This window comes from Amycolatopsis nalaikhensis, from assembly GCF_030264295.1.
GTDB classification, from domain to species: domain Bacteria; phylum Actinomycetota; class Actinomycetes; order Mycobacteriales; family Pseudonocardiaceae; genus Amycolatopsis; species Amycolatopsis nalaikhensis.
This window is the reverse complement of record NZ_CP127173.1, coordinates 2702310-2716795: the sequence shown is the minus strand read 5'-3', so window position 1 is coordinate 2716795 and position 14486 is coordinate 2702310. Positions and strand designations below refer to the sequence as shown.

18 protein-coding genes and 1 pseudogene are annotated in these 14486 nt (G+C 70.6%); 12 read left to right on the top strand and 7 right to left on the bottom strand.

The window, feature by feature from the left end; genetic code table 11:
• Positions 1-92: 92 nt before the first annotated feature.
• Positions 93-545 (top strand): DUF6918 family protein, encoded by a 453-nt coding sequence (locus QP939_RS13470; RefSeq protein ID WP_285457087.1) that lies wholly within the window; start codon positions 93-95, stop codon positions 543-545.
• Positions 546-606: 61 nt separating this feature from the next.
• Here the strand turns inward: QP939_RS13470 and QP939_RS13465 are convergent, their stop codons facing one another.
• On the bottom strand, positions 607-1143 hold the full coding sequence (locus QP939_RS13465; protein ID WP_285457085.1) for a hypothetical protein: 537 nt from the start codon (positions 1141-1143) through the stop codon (positions 607-609).
• A gap of 154 nt (positions 1144-1297) precedes the next feature.
• Between QP939_RS13465 and QP939_RS13460 the strand changes: the two genes are divergently transcribed.
• Positions 1298-1816 carry a peptidylprolyl isomerase gene (locus QP939_RS13460; protein WP_285457083.1) on the top strand — a complete coding sequence of 173 codons (519 nt, stop codon included), beginning with the start codon at positions 1298-1300 and terminating at the stop codon, positions 1814-1816.
• Between the two features lie 38 nt (positions 1817-1854).
• Entirely contained in the window at positions 1855-2814 is a 960-nt protein-coding gene (locus tag QP939_RS13455) for a rhomboid family intramembrane serine protease (protein WP_285457082.1), read from the top strand.
• Here the strand turns inward: QP939_RS13455 and QP939_RS13450 are convergent.
• Together QP939_RS13450 and crgA are read right to left on the bottom strand one after the other, a co-directional pair.
• A complete protein-coding gene (locus QP939_RS13450; protein WP_285457081.1) occupies positions 2811-3230 on the bottom strand; it encodes a PH domain-containing protein in 420 nt (139 codons plus the stop codon). The two genes, QP939_RS13455 and QP939_RS13450, sit on opposite strands and share 4 nt — an antisense overlap.
• A 70-nt stretch (positions 3231-3300) precedes the next feature.
• Complete coding sequence (gene crgA, locus QP939_RS13445) at positions 3301-3567, bottom strand: cell division protein CrgA (RefSeq protein WP_043787021.1); 267 nt, start codon at positions 3565-3567, stop codon at positions 3301-3303.
• A 334-nt stretch (positions 3568-3901) separates the two neighbouring features.
• Between crgA and QP939_RS13440 the strand changes: the two genes are divergently transcribed.
• From QP939_RS13440 to QP939_RS13430, 3 genes are read left to right on the top strand one after another with little or no spacing between them, the layout of a single operon-like run.
• Positions 3902-4915, top strand: coding sequence for a class E sortase (locus tag QP939_RS13440; RefSeq protein ID WP_285457079.1), 1014 nt, complete (start codon positions 3902-3904; stop codon positions 4913-4915).
• Positions 4915-5070 carry a hypothetical protein gene (locus QP939_RS13435; protein WP_043787019.1) on the top strand — a complete coding sequence of 52 codons (156 nt, stop codon included), beginning with the start codon at positions 4915-4917 and terminating at the stop codon, positions 5068-5070. Before QP939_RS13440 ends, QP939_RS13435 begins: the two co-directional genes overlap by 1 nt.
• Complete coding sequence (locus QP939_RS13430) at positions 5043-6056, top strand: LLM class flavin-dependent oxidoreductase (RefSeq protein ID WP_285457078.1); 1014 nt, start codon at positions 5043-5045, stop codon at positions 6054-6056. Before QP939_RS13435 ends, QP939_RS13430 begins: the two co-directional genes overlap by 28 nt.
• Here QP939_RS13430 and QP939_RS13425 read toward each other — a convergent pair.
• The 3 genes from QP939_RS13425 to QP939_RS13415 form a co-directional block, all read right to left on the bottom strand.
• Positions 6025-6417, bottom strand: a complete 393-nt coding sequence (locus QP939_RS13425) for an SCO5389 family protein (RefSeq protein WP_285457077.1) — start codon at positions 6415-6417, stop codon at positions 6025-6027. The two genes, QP939_RS13430 and QP939_RS13425, sit on opposite strands and share 32 nt — an antisense overlap.
• 92 nt (positions 6418-6509) lie before the next feature.
• Positions 6510-7244, bottom strand: a complete 735-nt coding sequence (locus tag QP939_RS13420) for an ABC transporter permease (protein ID WP_285457076.1) — start codon at positions 7242-7244, stop codon at positions 6510-6512.
• The gene (locus tag QP939_RS13415) at positions 7241-7954 is read right to left on the bottom strand and encodes an ABC transporter ATP-binding protein (protein ID WP_285457075.1); all 714 of its coding nucleotides are present in this window, start codon (positions 7952-7954) and stop codon (positions 7241-7243) included. Before QP939_RS13415 ends, QP939_RS13420 begins: the two co-directional genes overlap by 4 nt.
• A 169-nt stretch (positions 7955-8123) precedes the next feature.
• Here QP939_RS13415 and QP939_RS13410 point away from each other — a divergent pair, with 169 nt between their 5' ends.
• Positions 8124-9953, top strand: coding sequence for a sensor histidine kinase (locus QP939_RS13410; RefSeq protein ID WP_285457074.1), 1830 nt, complete (start codon positions 8124-8126; stop codon positions 9951-9953).
• The gene (locus tag QP939_RS13405) at positions 9887-10549 is read left to right on the top strand and encodes a response regulator (protein ID WP_285457072.1); all 663 of its coding nucleotides are present in this window, start codon (positions 9887-9889) and stop codon (positions 10547-10549) included. The genes QP939_RS13410 and QP939_RS13405 overlap by 67 nt, the downstream gene beginning before the upstream one ends.
• Here QP939_RS13405 and QP939_RS13400 read toward each other — a convergent pair.
• A pseudogene (locus QP939_RS13400) lies at positions 10546-11866 on the bottom strand (FAD-dependent oxidoreductase). The gene QP939_RS13405 and the pseudogene QP939_RS13400 sit on opposite strands and share 4 nt — an antisense overlap.
• A 112-nt stretch (positions 11867-11978) precedes the next feature.
• On the opposite strand from QP939_RS13400, the gene QP939_RS13395 reads away from it, so the two are divergent.
• The 4 genes from QP939_RS13395 to QP939_RS13380 are packed head-to-tail and all read left to right on the top strand — an operon-like array spanning position 11979 to position 14456.
• Entirely contained in the window at positions 11979-12623 is a 645-nt protein-coding gene (locus QP939_RS13395) for an aminodeoxychorismate/anthranilate synthase component II (protein ID WP_285457071.1), read from the top strand.
• A complete protein-coding gene (locus QP939_RS13390) occupies positions 12620-13411 on the top strand; it encodes an ABC transporter ATP-binding protein (RefSeq protein WP_285457070.1) in 792 nt (263 codons plus the stop codon). Before QP939_RS13395 ends, QP939_RS13390 begins: the two co-directional genes overlap by 4 nt.
• Positions 13399-14040: a hypothetical protein gene (locus QP939_RS13385; RefSeq protein WP_285457069.1), complete on the top strand. Its 642-nt coding sequence runs from the start codon at positions 13399-13401 to the stop codon at positions 14038-14040. Before QP939_RS13390 ends, QP939_RS13385 begins: the two co-directional genes overlap by 13 nt.
• Positions 14037-14456: an effector-associated constant component EACC1 gene (locus QP939_RS13380; protein WP_285459736.1), complete on the top strand. Its 420-nt coding sequence runs from the start codon at positions 14037-14039 to the stop codon at positions 14454-14456. The genes QP939_RS13385 and QP939_RS13380 overlap by 4 nt, the downstream gene beginning before the upstream one ends.
• The last annotated feature ends 30 nt before the right edge of the window (positions 14457-14486 follow it).

Below are 14486 nucleotides of genomic sequence, written 5' to 3'. Positions count from 1 at the left end.
CGCGCAGGCTTCGTGGACTCGCGCACCGCAGCCATCGGGGGATCCCCACCCCGGGGCCGGGCACAAAATCTGCAACGCAAAGGACAAGATTCGTGGCTGACACCCTCAAGGACATCCTGCTCGACTCCAGCCGTCGTCCGGCTGTCGTGAGCGACTTCGAAGGCCTCGTCGACGCCGAGGTCTCGGACAAGGGCGGCGTTTCGGGTGCCGTCGTCAAGACCGGCTTCGCCGCGGTCAAGAAGATCAAGCCGGGCATCATCCCGTCGGCCGTCGACACGCTGCTGCCCGACTTCGCCACCGCGCTCGAGCCGTTCTACGGCGACTACCGCGCCAAGGGCGGCAACGACTTCGGTGCCTACCTGTCCAGCCGCTCGGACGAGGCTTCCGACGCGCTGCTGAGCGTCACCGACTCCCGCGCGGAGCGCAGCAGCCGCGACAGCATCAAGAAGGTCTACTCGAAGCTGCGCCCGAACGGCAAGAAGAACGTCGAGGAGGCCCTGCCCCGCCTCGGCCAGCTGATCGACAAGCACGCCGCGAACGCCTGATCGCACGCAGCACTGAAGAGGCCCCTCGGGTGCACGCCCGAGGGGCCTCTTCCTGTGCGGCTCAGTTCTTCTTCTCGGCGGGCGCCGGGGACGGCGCCTTGCCGTTCGCCTGCGGGCTCGGCTTCGCCGCTTCGGCGGGCTTCGGCGCGGGCGGGGTGGCCTTCGGCGGCGCGGGCGCGACCGGCGGCTCCTGCTTGGACCGGAGCGCGTAGGCGGCGCCGGCGCCGACCACGAGCAGGCCGACCAGCCACGGCCACTTGCGCCGGGAGCGCGTGCCCTTCGCGGCGGCCTTGGCCTCGACGACGGCGGCGTAGAAGTCCTTCTTCGCCGCCTTGAAGTCCTTCTTGCCGCGGCGCTTCGACTCGCCGGCCGCCTTCGCGGCCTTGATGGCGGCCTTCTTCGCCTTGCGGCCCGGCTTGCGCAGCTCGGAGAGCCGGGCGAGGGCCTCCTTGCGGGCGGCCTTCGAGCTCTTCTTCAGCTCCTTGCGGGTCAGCTCCGTCTTCTTCGCCAGCTGCTTCTGCACGCGGCGGCCGGACTTGGTCCCTTCGGAGACCAGCTTGTCGGCGGCGTCGACGGCCTGGGCTGTCGCCCGGGACATGGCCTTCACCTCATCAATCGTTTTGACACTGCTCTGTTGCCCGTAACCTATCGTGCCCTTTTTCGCGCGGCTTCGCTCCGTCTTCCTGCGTGAGTACCCGGTTACTCACCCCGCAAAGCCCCCGGAACCCCCAAAAGCCTGAACGGATGGCACGATGATGAGCGTGAAAGCTACGCTGCACACCAACCAGGGTGACATCCACCTGAACCTGCTCCCGGACCACGCGCCGAAGACGGTCGCGAACTTCGTCGGGCTCGCGGAGGGCACCAAGGAGTACACCCAGCCGAACGCGGCGGGCACGAACTCCGGCCCGTTCTACGACGGTTCGATCTTCCACCGGGTCATCGACGGCTTCATGATCCAGGGTGGCGACCCGACCGGCACCGGCCGCGGCGGCCCCGGCTACAAGTTCGGCGACGAGTTCCACCCGGAGCTGCAGTTCAGCAAGCCGTACCTGCTGGCCATGGCGAACGCCGGGCCGGGTACCAACGGCTCGCAGTTCTTCATCACCGTCGCGCCGACCACCCACCTGAACTTCCGGCACACGATCTTCGGCGAGGTGGCCGACCAGGAGTCGCGCAACGTCGTCGACGCCATCGCGCGCACGTCGACGGGTCCGGCGGACCGTCCGCTGGCCGACGTCGTCATCGAGAAGATCACCATCGAGCACTGACGGTCTCTCCGCGTGGGTTTCGGTAGGTTGGTTCCATCGTGAACCAACCGCCGAACCCCGCCGCCGAACAAGCCGCGCTCCCCGGGTGCTGGTGGCACCCGAACCGCCCGACCGGGCTGAGCTGTTCCCGGTGCGGGCGTCCGGCGTGCCCGGACTGCCTCCGCGAAGCCCCCGTCGGCTTCCAGTGCACCGACTGCGTGCACAGCGGCGGCCAGCGGCAACGCCGTCAGCACCGCGGGTACCAGGAGGCCGGGTTCGGCCAGCGCACCGTCTTCGGCGCGCGCCTGTCGCAGTCGGTGCTCGTCACCCAGGCCATCCTCGCGGTGAACGTCCTGGTCTACCTGTTCACCGTGCTGCAGGCGAAGAGCCTCAACGACAACGACCTGTCGTCGGCCTTCCAGTACGGCGCCCTCTACGGCGACGCGACCATGGGCCACGGCGAGTGGTGGCGCGTCCTGACCAACGGGTTCCTGCACTACGGGCCGATCCACATCGCGGTCAACATGTTCTCGCTGTGGATGATGGGCCGGTCGCTGGAACAGGTCTGCGGCCGCGGCCGTTACCTCGCGCTCTACTTCGTCTCGATGCTTGGCGCGTCCACGGCGGTGCTGTTGTTCGGCGACCCCCGCGGCTTCCCCGGCACGGCGGGCGCGTCCGGCGCGCTGTTCGGCCTGATGGGCGCCTACGCGGTCACCGTGCTGAAGCTGCGGCTGAACCCCACCGGCCTGATCATCACGCTCGCCCTGAACGCCTTCATCACCTTCGGCATCCCGGGCATCTCGATCTTCGGGCACCTCGGCGGCCTGGTGACCGGCGCGCTGATCACCGTCGCGCTGCTCTACGCCCCGCAGGTCAAGCAGGCGCAGTGGCAGGCGATCGGCATCGGGATCATCGTCGTCGCGCTGCTCGGCCTGCTGGTCTATCGCGGCGCGCAGGCCGCGCCCGCGACCTGCGAATTCGTCCAGTACCGCGTCGGCCTGTACTACACCTGCGGCTAGCTCCGCGCGCGCAGCGTGCTGAGGACGTCCAAGACGTCGCGCGGGTCTTCGCCCAGGTCGAGCCAGCCGAAGACGTAGAGCTCGTCCTCGTGCTCGACCTCGAGGGTGACGCCGTCGCGGCCGAATCGCCTGGTGGTGCGCAGCCGCGTGCGGGTCTGCGGCCAGGGCAGCCGGTGCGAGCCGCCGAGCGTGCGGGCCACCAGGCCCTCGGCGTCGGCGGCCAGGCGTGGCCGGACGAGCGTCGCGTGGGCGGCGAACGCCCCGACGGCCACCGCCGCCAGCGCGAACAGCACCAAGCCGCCGCGGTCGCCGGTCAGCGCGTCGGCCACCACGCCGACCAGCAGCAACGCCGTGACCGCCCAGGCCGATACCACAACGGCCGACCGCGGCGCCCAGGAGGTGGGGTAGTTATCCACAGGGGTTATCCACACTGGGGATGAGTCACACCGGTGTAATTCGGCGTCAAGCCGCCATTCGGAGTAATAATCAGCGCCAGCGCATAGTCATGAGCAGACCCGCGATCATCAGCGCGAACCCGCCGGCGAAGTTCCAGTTGCCCAGGTCGGCCATCCAGGAGATCTTGTCCCCGGCGATGTAGTTCACCAGCAGCCAGACCAGGCCGAGGAGCATCAACCCGAACATCGGGATCTTCCAGGCCAGGCCGGTGGGACCGGCGGCACGCACCTTCACCGGCGTGCGCCGGTCGGCAGGCGGGGTGTAAGCGGTCTTCTTGCGGACCTTGGACTTGGGCATCGTCAGTTTCCTCGCGGTGCTGTTCGGGCTCGTCTGGTGGCGATGTCCCGCTCGGGGTGCGCAACCAGCGCCACGTGCACACGTTAACGTAAATGACCGCAGGAAAGCAGCGGCCGGGAGTGGTCGGATTTCCCGTACCGTGACGTCGGGGTCACCCGGTGAACCTTATTCAGCCGTCGGCCGGCGCAAGGGTCACCGCAGGTGGCCACGTGCGGTCCGTGGCGCCGTCCTAACCAGAATAAGGTTCAGTGTTCGACGCGGCTTGAGAGGAGCTTGCGTGGCTACGCGCGAAGGACCGGATGACGACCGGCGCAGACAGCCCGGACAACGGCCGATGCCCCCGCGGCGCACACCCCCGACACCTCCGCGCGGCCAGCTGCCGCCCCGCCGTCCCCAGGGCCAGCCGCCGCGACGTCCGCAAGGCCCGCCGCCGCGTCGCTACACCAGCCCGCCCCCGCCGCCCGGTGCGAACGAGGAGACCGTCGTTTTCGCCCCCGTCGGGAAGGGCGGCACCGCGACCAAGGAGAAGCCCGGTCCCGCGCCGCTCGGCAAGGGCGGTGTCGCCATCCGGACCGCCGGCGAAATCCTGATCACGCTGGGCCTGGTCGTCCTGCTGTTCATGGTCTACGAGCTGTACGTGACCGACCTGTTCTCGGCGGGCAAGCAGTCCGAGGCGAGCGACCAGCTCGACGGCGAGTGGGCGCACGACCGCACGCTGCACCCCGAGCTCGTCGACGGCAAGGCGTTCGCCCGCATCCACATCCCGAGCTTCGGCGTCGACTACAACTTCACGATCCAGGAGGGCACCGACGAGGCCGCCCTCGAAGTCGGCCCCGGCCACTACAAGGGCACGGCGCTGCCCGGCGAGCCCGGCAACTTCGCCGTCGCCGGCCACCGCGTCGGCAAGGGTGCCCCGTTCAACGACCTGGACAACCTCTCCTCCTGTGACCAGATCGTGATCGAGACCTCGACCGACTTCTACATCTACAAGGTCCTGCCCTACGACGACGAGATCGAGAACTGGGCGGGCGGCAAGGGCGCCGACCCGAAGTGCAAGGGCGTCTCGACCCTGCGCGACGCGAACGCCGAAGACGGCGGCGCGTACAGCGAGACGTTCGGCCGCAAGGTCGTCCTGCCGAGCCAGGGCACGGCGGTGAACCCGGTCCCGTACAAGGACGCCGAGGTGCTCCCGAAGGCCCAGCAGGCGGCCCTGCTGACGCTCACGACGTGCCACCCGCAGTTCTCCGCCCGCGAGCGGCTCATCATCACGTCGGTGCTGACCCAGCAGGTGCCGAAGAACCAGGTCAAGGACTACGGCGACCTGCTCTCGAAGATCGGGGAGGCCTGATGTACGCCTGGATCTGGCGGAAGCTCCCCGGCCCGTTCGCGGCGAAGCTGACGATCGCGGTCGTGCTGGTGCTCGGCGTCGTCGCGCTGCTGATGTTCGTGGTGTTCCCCTGGCTGGAGCCGCGGCTGTGGTTCAACGAGGTCGCGGTCAACTGAGGTTCGGCGTCTTCCTGGTCAGCGGTCGCTTCCCCGGCCAGGCGGACGGCGACGTCCTCCGCCGGTCGGTCCGCGCCGCCGAGCTGGCCGAAGAGGCCGGCTTCGACGACGTCTGGTTCGCCGAGCACCACTTCATGCCCTACGGCGTGTGCCCGTCGGCGATCACGCTGGCCGGGCACGTGCTCGGCCGGACGTCGCGGATCGGCGTCGGCACGGCGGTGAGCGTCCTGTCGACGACGCACCCCGTCGCGCTGGCGGAGCAGTGGTCGATGCTCGACGCCGTGTCCGGCGGACGGCTGCGGCTCGGCGTCGGGCGCGGCGGCCCGTGGCAGGACCTCGAGGTCTTCGGCACCGGGCTGGCCCGCTACGAGCACGGCTTCGAGGAGACGCTCGACGTCTTCCTGCGCGCGACCACCGGCCGCGTCGAGGCGAGGGGAAGGCACTTCGGCTTCCGGGAGGTCCCGGTGGTGCCGACGCCCGAACGTCGGCCGGATGTCGTGGTCGCGTGTGGCGGGCCGAAGTCGGACGCCGTCCGGCAAGCCGCCGCGCGAAATCTGCCGCTGCTGCTCGGCCTGCACGCCGACGACGAGGAGAAAGCGGCGACCATCGCGGCCTACGGGAAACCCGCGGACCACGTCTCGACCGTGCTCTGCCAGGTGGGCGACGCCGACGTCGTCCGGCGAGCGCTCCCGGCGTGGCTGAAGGACGGGCTCGGCGCGCACGTCACGGTCGACGGGCGGCCCGGCCCCACCCGGGATCCGGGGGAGTACACCGAACGGCTCTGCGAGATTCACCCGGTCGGCGACGCGGCGCACTGCGTCCGGACCCTGGAAACGAGCCTCCGGCGCACCGGCGTCTCCCACGTGCTGATGCTCGTGGAAGCGTCGGGTACGCCGGAGGGCACGTTCGAAAACATCGCGCGGATCGGCACCGAGGTGCTGCCCGCGCTGCGGGCTAGCAGTCCCGCAGCTCCGGGCTCTGGTTGAGCAGCTGGCCGCGCGGCGAGACGAACGCGCGGTAGCGGTCACCGTCCACTTCGGACGTCTTGAAGACGGCGACGCGGTGGCAGTTCTGGAAGGCCAGCTTGACGCCGAAGTGGCGCTCGAGGCCGCCGCGGATCGCGTCCGAGGCCAGCGCCCGCAGCAGCTGCCCGCGGGCGGCCTCGCTCGGCGGTGGCGTCTCGTTGTCGGCGAACCCGTCCGCCGCGCCCCCGGCGTCGGCGATGACGCCGGTGATGACCTCCCAGGCGTACGGCAGGGATTCCTTGACGCAGGTGACGAACTCGGCGTCGGTGACCTCCCCGCGCTCGGCCTTCTCCAGCAGCGCGGGTGACACGTCCAGGGACATCGAACCTCCAGTTTGAGCAGGGCCACCCTCTTGGCTACCTGCCGGGTGGCCCGGCCACAAGAGAAAACGATGATCATCACCACTTTGGCGGATCACTCCCAGCGGAAGAGTTTCGCCGCCAGCGCCGTGCCGATCACGGCGAACGCGGCCAAAACCACCAGCTGAAGGGGCTGCACGCCGGTGCCGACCCAGGCGTCCTGCAGCGGCTGCGAGCCCGGCGGCACGTAGTCGCCGATCCGGCGGACGACCTCCGGCAGCAGCGGTCGCGGCAGGTAGACGCCGCCGAAGAACATGATCGGCAGGAACGCGACCATCGCGACCCCGGTGGCGGCCTTCGACGTCCGGGCGACGGCGGCCGCGATCAGGCCCAGCGCGAAGGTCGAGACCACGCCGAGCAGCAGCGTCGCGGCGAACGACAGCGGGTGCTTCGGCATCGGGACGTCGTAGACGGCGTTGGCCAGCCCGAGCACGAGCGCGATGCCCGCCAGCGAGACGACGACGTGGATCAGCAGCTGCGCGCCCAGCAGGTTCGCCGGGTGCACCGGCGTCGTCGCGAGCCGCCGCAGCACGCCCTGCTCGCGGTAGGTGGCGACGGCCGCCGGGATCGACTGCAGGGCCAGCATCGCGAGGCTGACGACGATCAGCGACGGCACCCACGCGTCGATGAACCGGTAGCCGCCCGCCGCGTCGCTAGGCTTCGTCATGCCCGGGATCGCCCCGATCGCAAGCAGCAGGACCGACGGCAGCAGGATGCCCGCGACCGCCATGAACGGCGAACGGAGGAAGAGCTTCGTTTCGGTGGCGGTGATCTTGGCGAAGGTGTTCACAGTGCGCTCCTGGTCAGCGAGACGAACGCGTCGTCCAAAGTGGACGCGTTGGCGGATCGGCGGAGTTCGGCCGGGGTGCCGGTGGCGACCACGCGCCCGGCGTCGAAGATCGCGACGCGGTCGCAGAGCCGCTCGGCCTCGTCCATGAAGTGGGTGACGAGCAGGACCGTGACGCCGGTAGCGCGCACGCCCTCGACGAGCCGCCACGTTTCGCGGCGGGCGTGCGGGTCGAGGCCGGTGGTCAGCTCGTCGAGGATGGCCAGATCGGGCTGGCCCACCAAGGCGAGCGCGATCGACACGCGCTGCTTCTGGCCGCCGGAGAGCTTCCCGAAGGCGCTGCGGGCGTGGTCGCGCAGGTCGAGCTGGTCGAGCAGGACGTCGATGTCCGCGGGGTCCGGGTAGAAGGAGGCGAACAGCTCCAGCGCCTCGCGCACCCGCAGCTTCGCGGGCAGCGCGCTCTCCTGGAGCTGGACGCCGACGCGGCGGGTGAGCGCCGCGCGGTCGGTCGCGGGGTCGAGGCCGAGCACGGAGATCGTGCCGCCGTCGGCGCGGCGGAGGCCCTGGAGGCATTCGACGGTGGTGGTCTTCCCGGCGCCGTTCGTGCCGAGGATGCCGAAGATTTCGCCGCGCTCGACGGTGAACGAAACGCCGTCGACCGCGACCCGGGTGCCGTAGCGCTTGCGGAGGTCGGTGACTTCGATGAGTGGCATGGCTTCGAAACTACGAAGCGGCGCCCGCTCGCGTAATGACGCTGAATCCCCAGCTCAAGTAGGGTTTTGCTGACGCGGGGGTGGGGCTGGGCCCACCCCGTTCGGGGAGCTTCGGGCAGTGCGCGGCCGCCGGTCGTCCGGCGAAGATCTCGGGGGAAGGAGGTGCCGGATGACGTACCTGCGGGCACTGGGCCGGGCGCTGGCGCTGGCCGCGTTCGCGTTGCTCAGCTGGTTCGACGTCTTGGTCGAGCTGGTCGCGTTCGCGCTGCTGTGCGGCGGGCTGGTCTTCTTCCTCGGACCCGCCGTCGAATGGGCGCGCGGCCGGTCGGCGCGGGCGCGCGTGCTGGCCGCGCGCTGGTGCGACGTCGAAATCGCGGCGCCGTACCAGCCCGAGCCGCCGGAGCCGGTGCGCGAGCGCGACGGCTGGTACCGCGACGGCAACACGCTCTACAAGCGGGCGTTCTGGATCCGCTGGCAGCGCCGGCTCACCTGGGCGCTGGAAGACCCGGCGGCGGAACGCGAATTCGGCTGGCAGCTGGTGAACCCGCTGGTGACGCTGCTGCTGCCGGTCGCCGTGCTGCTCGGCGGCCCGTCGGTGCTGCGCGGCTACGGCCGGTGGACGCGCTGGTTCCTCGGCCCGCGCCCGCCGGTCGACGAGAGCCGCAAGCGGTGGCTGCACCGGCACCTCGAATCGCTCGGCCACCAGCTCGGCATCCTCGCGCTTTCGGTGGTGCAGTTCGTCTTTTCGGTGTGGCAGCTGGTCGTCATCGTCGGTGCCGTGCCGGTCGCGGCCCCGGTCGTGCTGTGGAGCCGGACGATCACGGACACTCTGCGCCGCGAGGTCGGCAACTGGACGGGCGTGCGGATCGCGCGGCCGTACCTGCCGCCACCTGGGTTGCCGGTGCCTCGGCCAGACGGGCTCTACCAGGTCGGCAAGCAGCTGTACGAAGAGCCGTTCTGGCCGGTGCAGCAGGCCCGCACGCGGTGGGTCCTGCGCGACCGGGCCACCTGGCGCGACCTGGCGGGCGGCGGCCTGATCCCGCTGGTGTCGCTGGCTTTGGTGCTGCCGACGGTCGCGTTGCTGGGCTGGGGTCTCGTCGGCGTGCTGACGCTGTGGGTGTGGCGGCCGTTCGTGTCGTCGCCGGTCGAGTGGCTCTTCCTGCCGTCGGTGTCGACGCACCTCGGTGCGCTCGCGCAGACGCCGCTGATCCTGGCGATGTTCGTTGCGGGCTTGGCGCCGACGCCGTGGCTGGCCCGCCAGCAGGCCCGGTTCGCCCGCGTGTGGCTGGGGCCGACGGAGTCGTCGCGGCTCGCCCAGCGCGTCGAGCGGCTGAAGCAGACCCGCACGGACGTCACGGTGACGCAGGCGGCGGAGCTGCGCCGGATCGAACGCGACCTGCACGACGGCATCCAGTCGCGGCTGGTCGCGATGGGGATGAAGCTCGGCGCGGTCGAGGCGCTGGTGGACACGGACCCGGCGGCGGCGAAACGGCTCGCGGCCGAGCTGCGGGCGGCGTCGTCGGAGGCGCTCACCGAGCTGCGGGTGCTGATCCGCGGCATCCACCCGCCGGTGCTGTCCGAGCGCGGGCTGCTGGACGCCGTGCGCGCGATGGCGCTGGACAGCCCGCTGAAGACGCAGGTCACCGGCTCGCTGCCGGGGCGCGTCGAGGAACCGGTGGAGGCGTGCGCGTACTTCGCGGTGTCGGAACTGCTGGGCAACGCGGCCAAGCACGGCGCGCGGCGAGCGTCGATCGAACTCTCCTTCGCCGACGACCTCCTGACGGCGACGGTGTCCGACGACGGCCCGGGCGGCGCGAACCCGGCCGGCGGGTCGGGGCTGCGCGGGATCGAGCGCAGGCTGGGCGGGTTCGACGGTAAGTTGACGCTGACCAGCCCGATCGGCGGCCCGACGAAGGCGACCCTGGAGATCCCGTGTCAGCTCGACTCCCCACCACCGCCGTCGTCGCCGAAGACCAGTACCTCCTCCGAGACGGCTTGACGCACCTGCTGGCGGCGCACGGGTTCGACGTCGTCGCGGCGGTCGGCAGCGGCCCGGAACTGGCTGCCGCGTTGCGCACGCTGCGGCCCGACGTGTCCATTGTGGACGTCCGAATGCCGCCGACGCACACGGACGAGGGACTGCAGGTCGCACTGGCGGCCCGCCGCGAAACACCGGGGCTGCCGATCCTGGTGCTGTCCCAGCACGTCGAGCAGCTGTACGCGCGCGAGCTGCTGGCCGACGGCACCGGCGCGATCGGCTACCTGCTCAAGGACCGGGTGTTCAACGCGGAGCAGTTCATCGACGCGGTCCGCCGGGTCGCCGCGGGCGGCACGGTGATGGATCCCGAGGTGATCGCGAAACTGGTGGCGGGCAACGCTTCCGACCCGCTGTCGGCGTTGACGCCTCGCGAGCGCGAAGTGCTGTCGCTGATGGCGGAGGGCTGCTCGAACGCGGCGATCGCGTCCCGGCTGCACTTCAGCGAAGGCGCGGTCGGCAAGCACACGGCGAACATCTTCGCGAAGCTGGACATCACCGCTTCGGACGACACGAACCGCCGTGTGCTGGCCGTACTCGCTTATCTCGGTGCGGCTTAGCCGCGCGAGACCCGGGTCATCTCGTCGCGCTCCACGACCTTGATCCGCTCGCGTCCCGCGGCCGAACCCAGCGCCTTCTCGTGGGCGTCGAGGCGACCCCAGCCTTCCCACGTCGTGAACGGGATCCCGCGCGCGGCCAGGAACTCGAGGATCGCATCCGGCGACGCGTACTTCGGCGGGGTGAGCGTCTCGGCGTCGGCCAGCAGGCTCGCGATCGTCTCCGCCGCGTCGCCCTTCGTGTGGCCGATGAGCCCGACCGGGCCGCGCTTGATCCACCCGGTCACGTACACCCCGGGCAGCTGGTTCTCGTCGAGGTCGAGCACGCGGCCCGCCTCGTTCGGCACCACCCCGGCGGCGTGGTCGAACGGGATCTCCGCCAGGTGCGAGGACAGGTAGCCCACCGCGCGGTACACCGCCTGGACGTCCCAGTCGTGGAACTCGCCGGTGCCGCGAACGGTGCCGTCGCCGGTCAGCTCGGTCCGCTCGGTGCGCAGGCCGGTCACCCGGCCGTCTTCGCCCAGGACCTCCGACGGCGAGTGGAAGAAGTGCAGGTGGAGCCGCTTCGGGCGGGTGCCCTGGTCGCGGATCGCCCACTCCTGCAACGTCTTCACGACCATGTCGATCTGCTTCGACGCCCGCAGCGCCGCGACGCTGCCCTCGTCGAACTCGATGTCCTCGGGGTACACGATGACCTCGACGTTCGGCGAGTGGTCGAAGCTCGCGCAGCTCCAACGGCGTGAACTTGGCCTGCGCCGGCCCGCGGCGGCCGAACACGTGCACGTCGGTCACCGGGCTGGACTTCAGCCCCTGGTAGACGTTGTCCGGGATGTCCGTCGTCAGCAGCTCGTCCGCCGTCTTCGCCAGGATGCGGGCCACGTCGAGCGCGACGTTCCCGACGCCGAGGACCGCGACCGAGGTGGCGGTCAGCGGCCACTCGCGCGGCACGTCCGGGTGGCCGTCGTACCAGGACACGAAGTCCGCGGCGCCGTAGCTGCCGTCCAGGTCGATGCCCGGGATGTCGAGCGCGCGGTCGGCGGACGCGCCCGTCGAGAAGATCACCGCGTCGTAGAACTCGCGCAGCTCGTCGAGCTTGATGTCGGTGCCGTAGTCGATGTTGCCCAGCAGCCGGATGTTCGGCTTCGCCAGCACCTTCTCGAGCGCCGTCACGATGCCCTTGATGCGCGGGTGGTCGGGCGCGACGCCGTAGCGGATCAGCCCGAACGGCGCGGGCATGCGCTCGAACAGGTCAATCGTGACGTCGGCGTCGGACTTGTCCAGGATGTCGGCGGCGTAGATGCCGGCAGGACCAGCGCCCACCACGGCCACGCGAAGAGATCGGCTCACACCCTCCACGGTAAGTTAGGCTCACCTAACCAGAAATGTGATTTGGCGTACGGTCCACCAGGTGGGAGCCGGTAAGCTCGGCCCCATGCGCGTTCTCGTCGTCGACAACTACGACAGCTTCGTCTACAACCTGGTCCAGTACCTGGCCCAGCTCGGCGCCGACTGCACGGTCTGGCGCAATGACGTCGTGGACCTCGACCGCGTGCCCGAGTTCGACGCCGTGCTCGTCTCGCCCGGCCCCGGCACCCCCGAACGCGCTGGTCAGAGCATGGACGTCATCCGCAAGTGCGCCGAGACGCGCACCCCGATGCTCGGCGTCTGCCTCGGCCACCAGGCACTGGGCGTCGTCTACGGCGCGACCGTCGACCGCGCGCCCGAGCTGCTGCACGGCAAGACGAGCCAGGTGCGCCACACCGGCGCCGGCGTCCTCAAGGACCTCCCCGAGGAGTTCACGGCCACCCGGTACCACTCCCTGACCGTCCTGCCGGAGACCATTCCGGAAGAGGTCTTCGAGGTCACCGGCCGCACCGAGTCCGGCATCGTGATGGGCATGCGCCACCGCGAGCTGCCGCTGGAAGGCGTCCAGTTCCACCCCGAGTCGGTGCTCACCGAAGGCGGCCACCGGATGCTGGCGAACTGGCTGGCCGCGGCGGGCCACCCGGTGGACCCGGCCCGCGTCGACGAGCTGGAGCGGGCGACCAAGGCACTGCAGAAGGCCGCTGTTGCGTGATCCGGCTGGCGGGGGTCGGCAAGCGGTACGGGCGTGGTGACTTCGTCCTCCGCGACGTCGACCTGAGCGTCGAGCCCGGGCACGTCGTCGGCGTCCTCGGCAGCAACGGCTCCGGCAAGTCGACGCTGCTGCGGATCATGGCCGGCGTCTCGCAGCCGACCACCGGCACCGTCGCCGGCACCCCGCGCATCGGCTACCTCCCGGACCGCTTCCCGGCGGGCCAGCGCATGGGAGCCCGCGCGTACCTGCGGCACATGGCGCGCATCCGCGGGCTGACCGACCTTTCGGTGATCGACCCGCTGCTCGAGCGGCTCGCGCTGGTCGGCGGCCCGACCGCGCCGCTGCGGACGTTGTCCAAGGGCAACGCGCAGAAAGTGGGGCTGGCGCAGGCCGTCATGGTGCGGCCCGATCTGCTGATCCTCGACGAGCCGTGGTCCGGCCTCGACGTCGGGACGCACGCGATCCTCGGCGAGCTCGTCGCCGAGACGCGGGCGCGCGGGGCGAGCGTCGTGTTCACCGACCACCGGCCGCAGGTGGTGCACGACCACGCCGACGTCGTCCACCTGATGAACGATGGACAGCTGACGGCCGAAAGCGCCGAGCCGACCACGCGGATCGTCCTGCGCGGCCGCAGCACCGACTGGGCGGACGAGCCCGGCGTGCGGCACGCGGTCGTCGAAGGCGCGCACGTGGTGCTCACCGTCGAGGTCGCCAGCGTGGACGCGGTTCTGCTGCGGGCGTTGAAGGACGGCTGGTCCGTGAGGGAGGTGGCGCCGTGCTCGCCCTGACGCGCTACTACCTGGCGCTGCTCGGCCATTCGCAGCGGTACCTCCCGGCGTTGCTGGCGTACCTCGCGCTGTGCGTGATCCTCTACGCCGACCCGAACTCGCCGCCGCTGCCCCTGTTCGGCGTGAGTGCGGGCGGTTTGCTCGTCGTGTCGTGCTGGCTGACGATCGCGCTGCTCGACATCGAGGACCCGGTGCAGCGCCTGGTGACGTTGAGCCACGCCCGCCAGTGGCGACGGATGATCACCGGGGCGATCTGCACCGTGCTGGTCTGTTCGGCCGTGCTGACGGTGATCACCGAGGCGTGGTCGGCGCTCAAGTCGTTGAAGGTCCAACCCGCGGCGCTGGGCATCGGCCTGCTCGCCCACCTCGCGTGCGCGCTGGTGGGGATCGCGATCGCGCTGCCGTGCTCGCGGCTGCTGGTGCACCGGATCGGCTGGACGGTGCTCGCCGCCGTGGTCGCCCTGATCGTCGTGCTGCTGGCGAAGATCCCGCTGGTCCACCCGCTGCTGCACGCGCTGACCGACGACGAACCGGTCGGCGGCCCGCTGGCGCTGGCGCTCGTGACGTCCGTGATCGTGCTGGCCGCGAGCTACTTCGCCGTGTCGGGACTCGTGCGCCGTCGCTCCTGACTGCAATTTGCAGAATTCAATTCCCGTACCGGCCTTCCAGCGAGACCGTCCGGCCGACTAAGGTTCGGGTCTCTCCGGTTCCGGGCGAAGGGAGAACGGGTGACGGCTGGGATCGTCGCGATCACCGTGCCAGACTCCGACGGCGAGCTCCCGAGCTCGCCGCCTGGCTGCGCGGAGAAGACGAACTCCGCGGCCGCGTCCAGCTTTTCGACGCCGTCGTCGTCGGCGTCACCAGCAACTCCGCCGGCGTCTTCTGCCGCTCGCTCTTCGCGTGGCTGCGGCGGTGCCGCGAAGCCCGCGTTTCCCTCAAGGTCAAGCGCTCGGGCGCGGCCGAGGAACTCGAACTCCACTGCGGTGCCGCCAGTGACGCCGACCAAGTGCTCGGCGCCGTCCGGGGATTCCTCGACAAAGCCTGAACAAACGAAGAGGCCCGCACGGCGAACCGT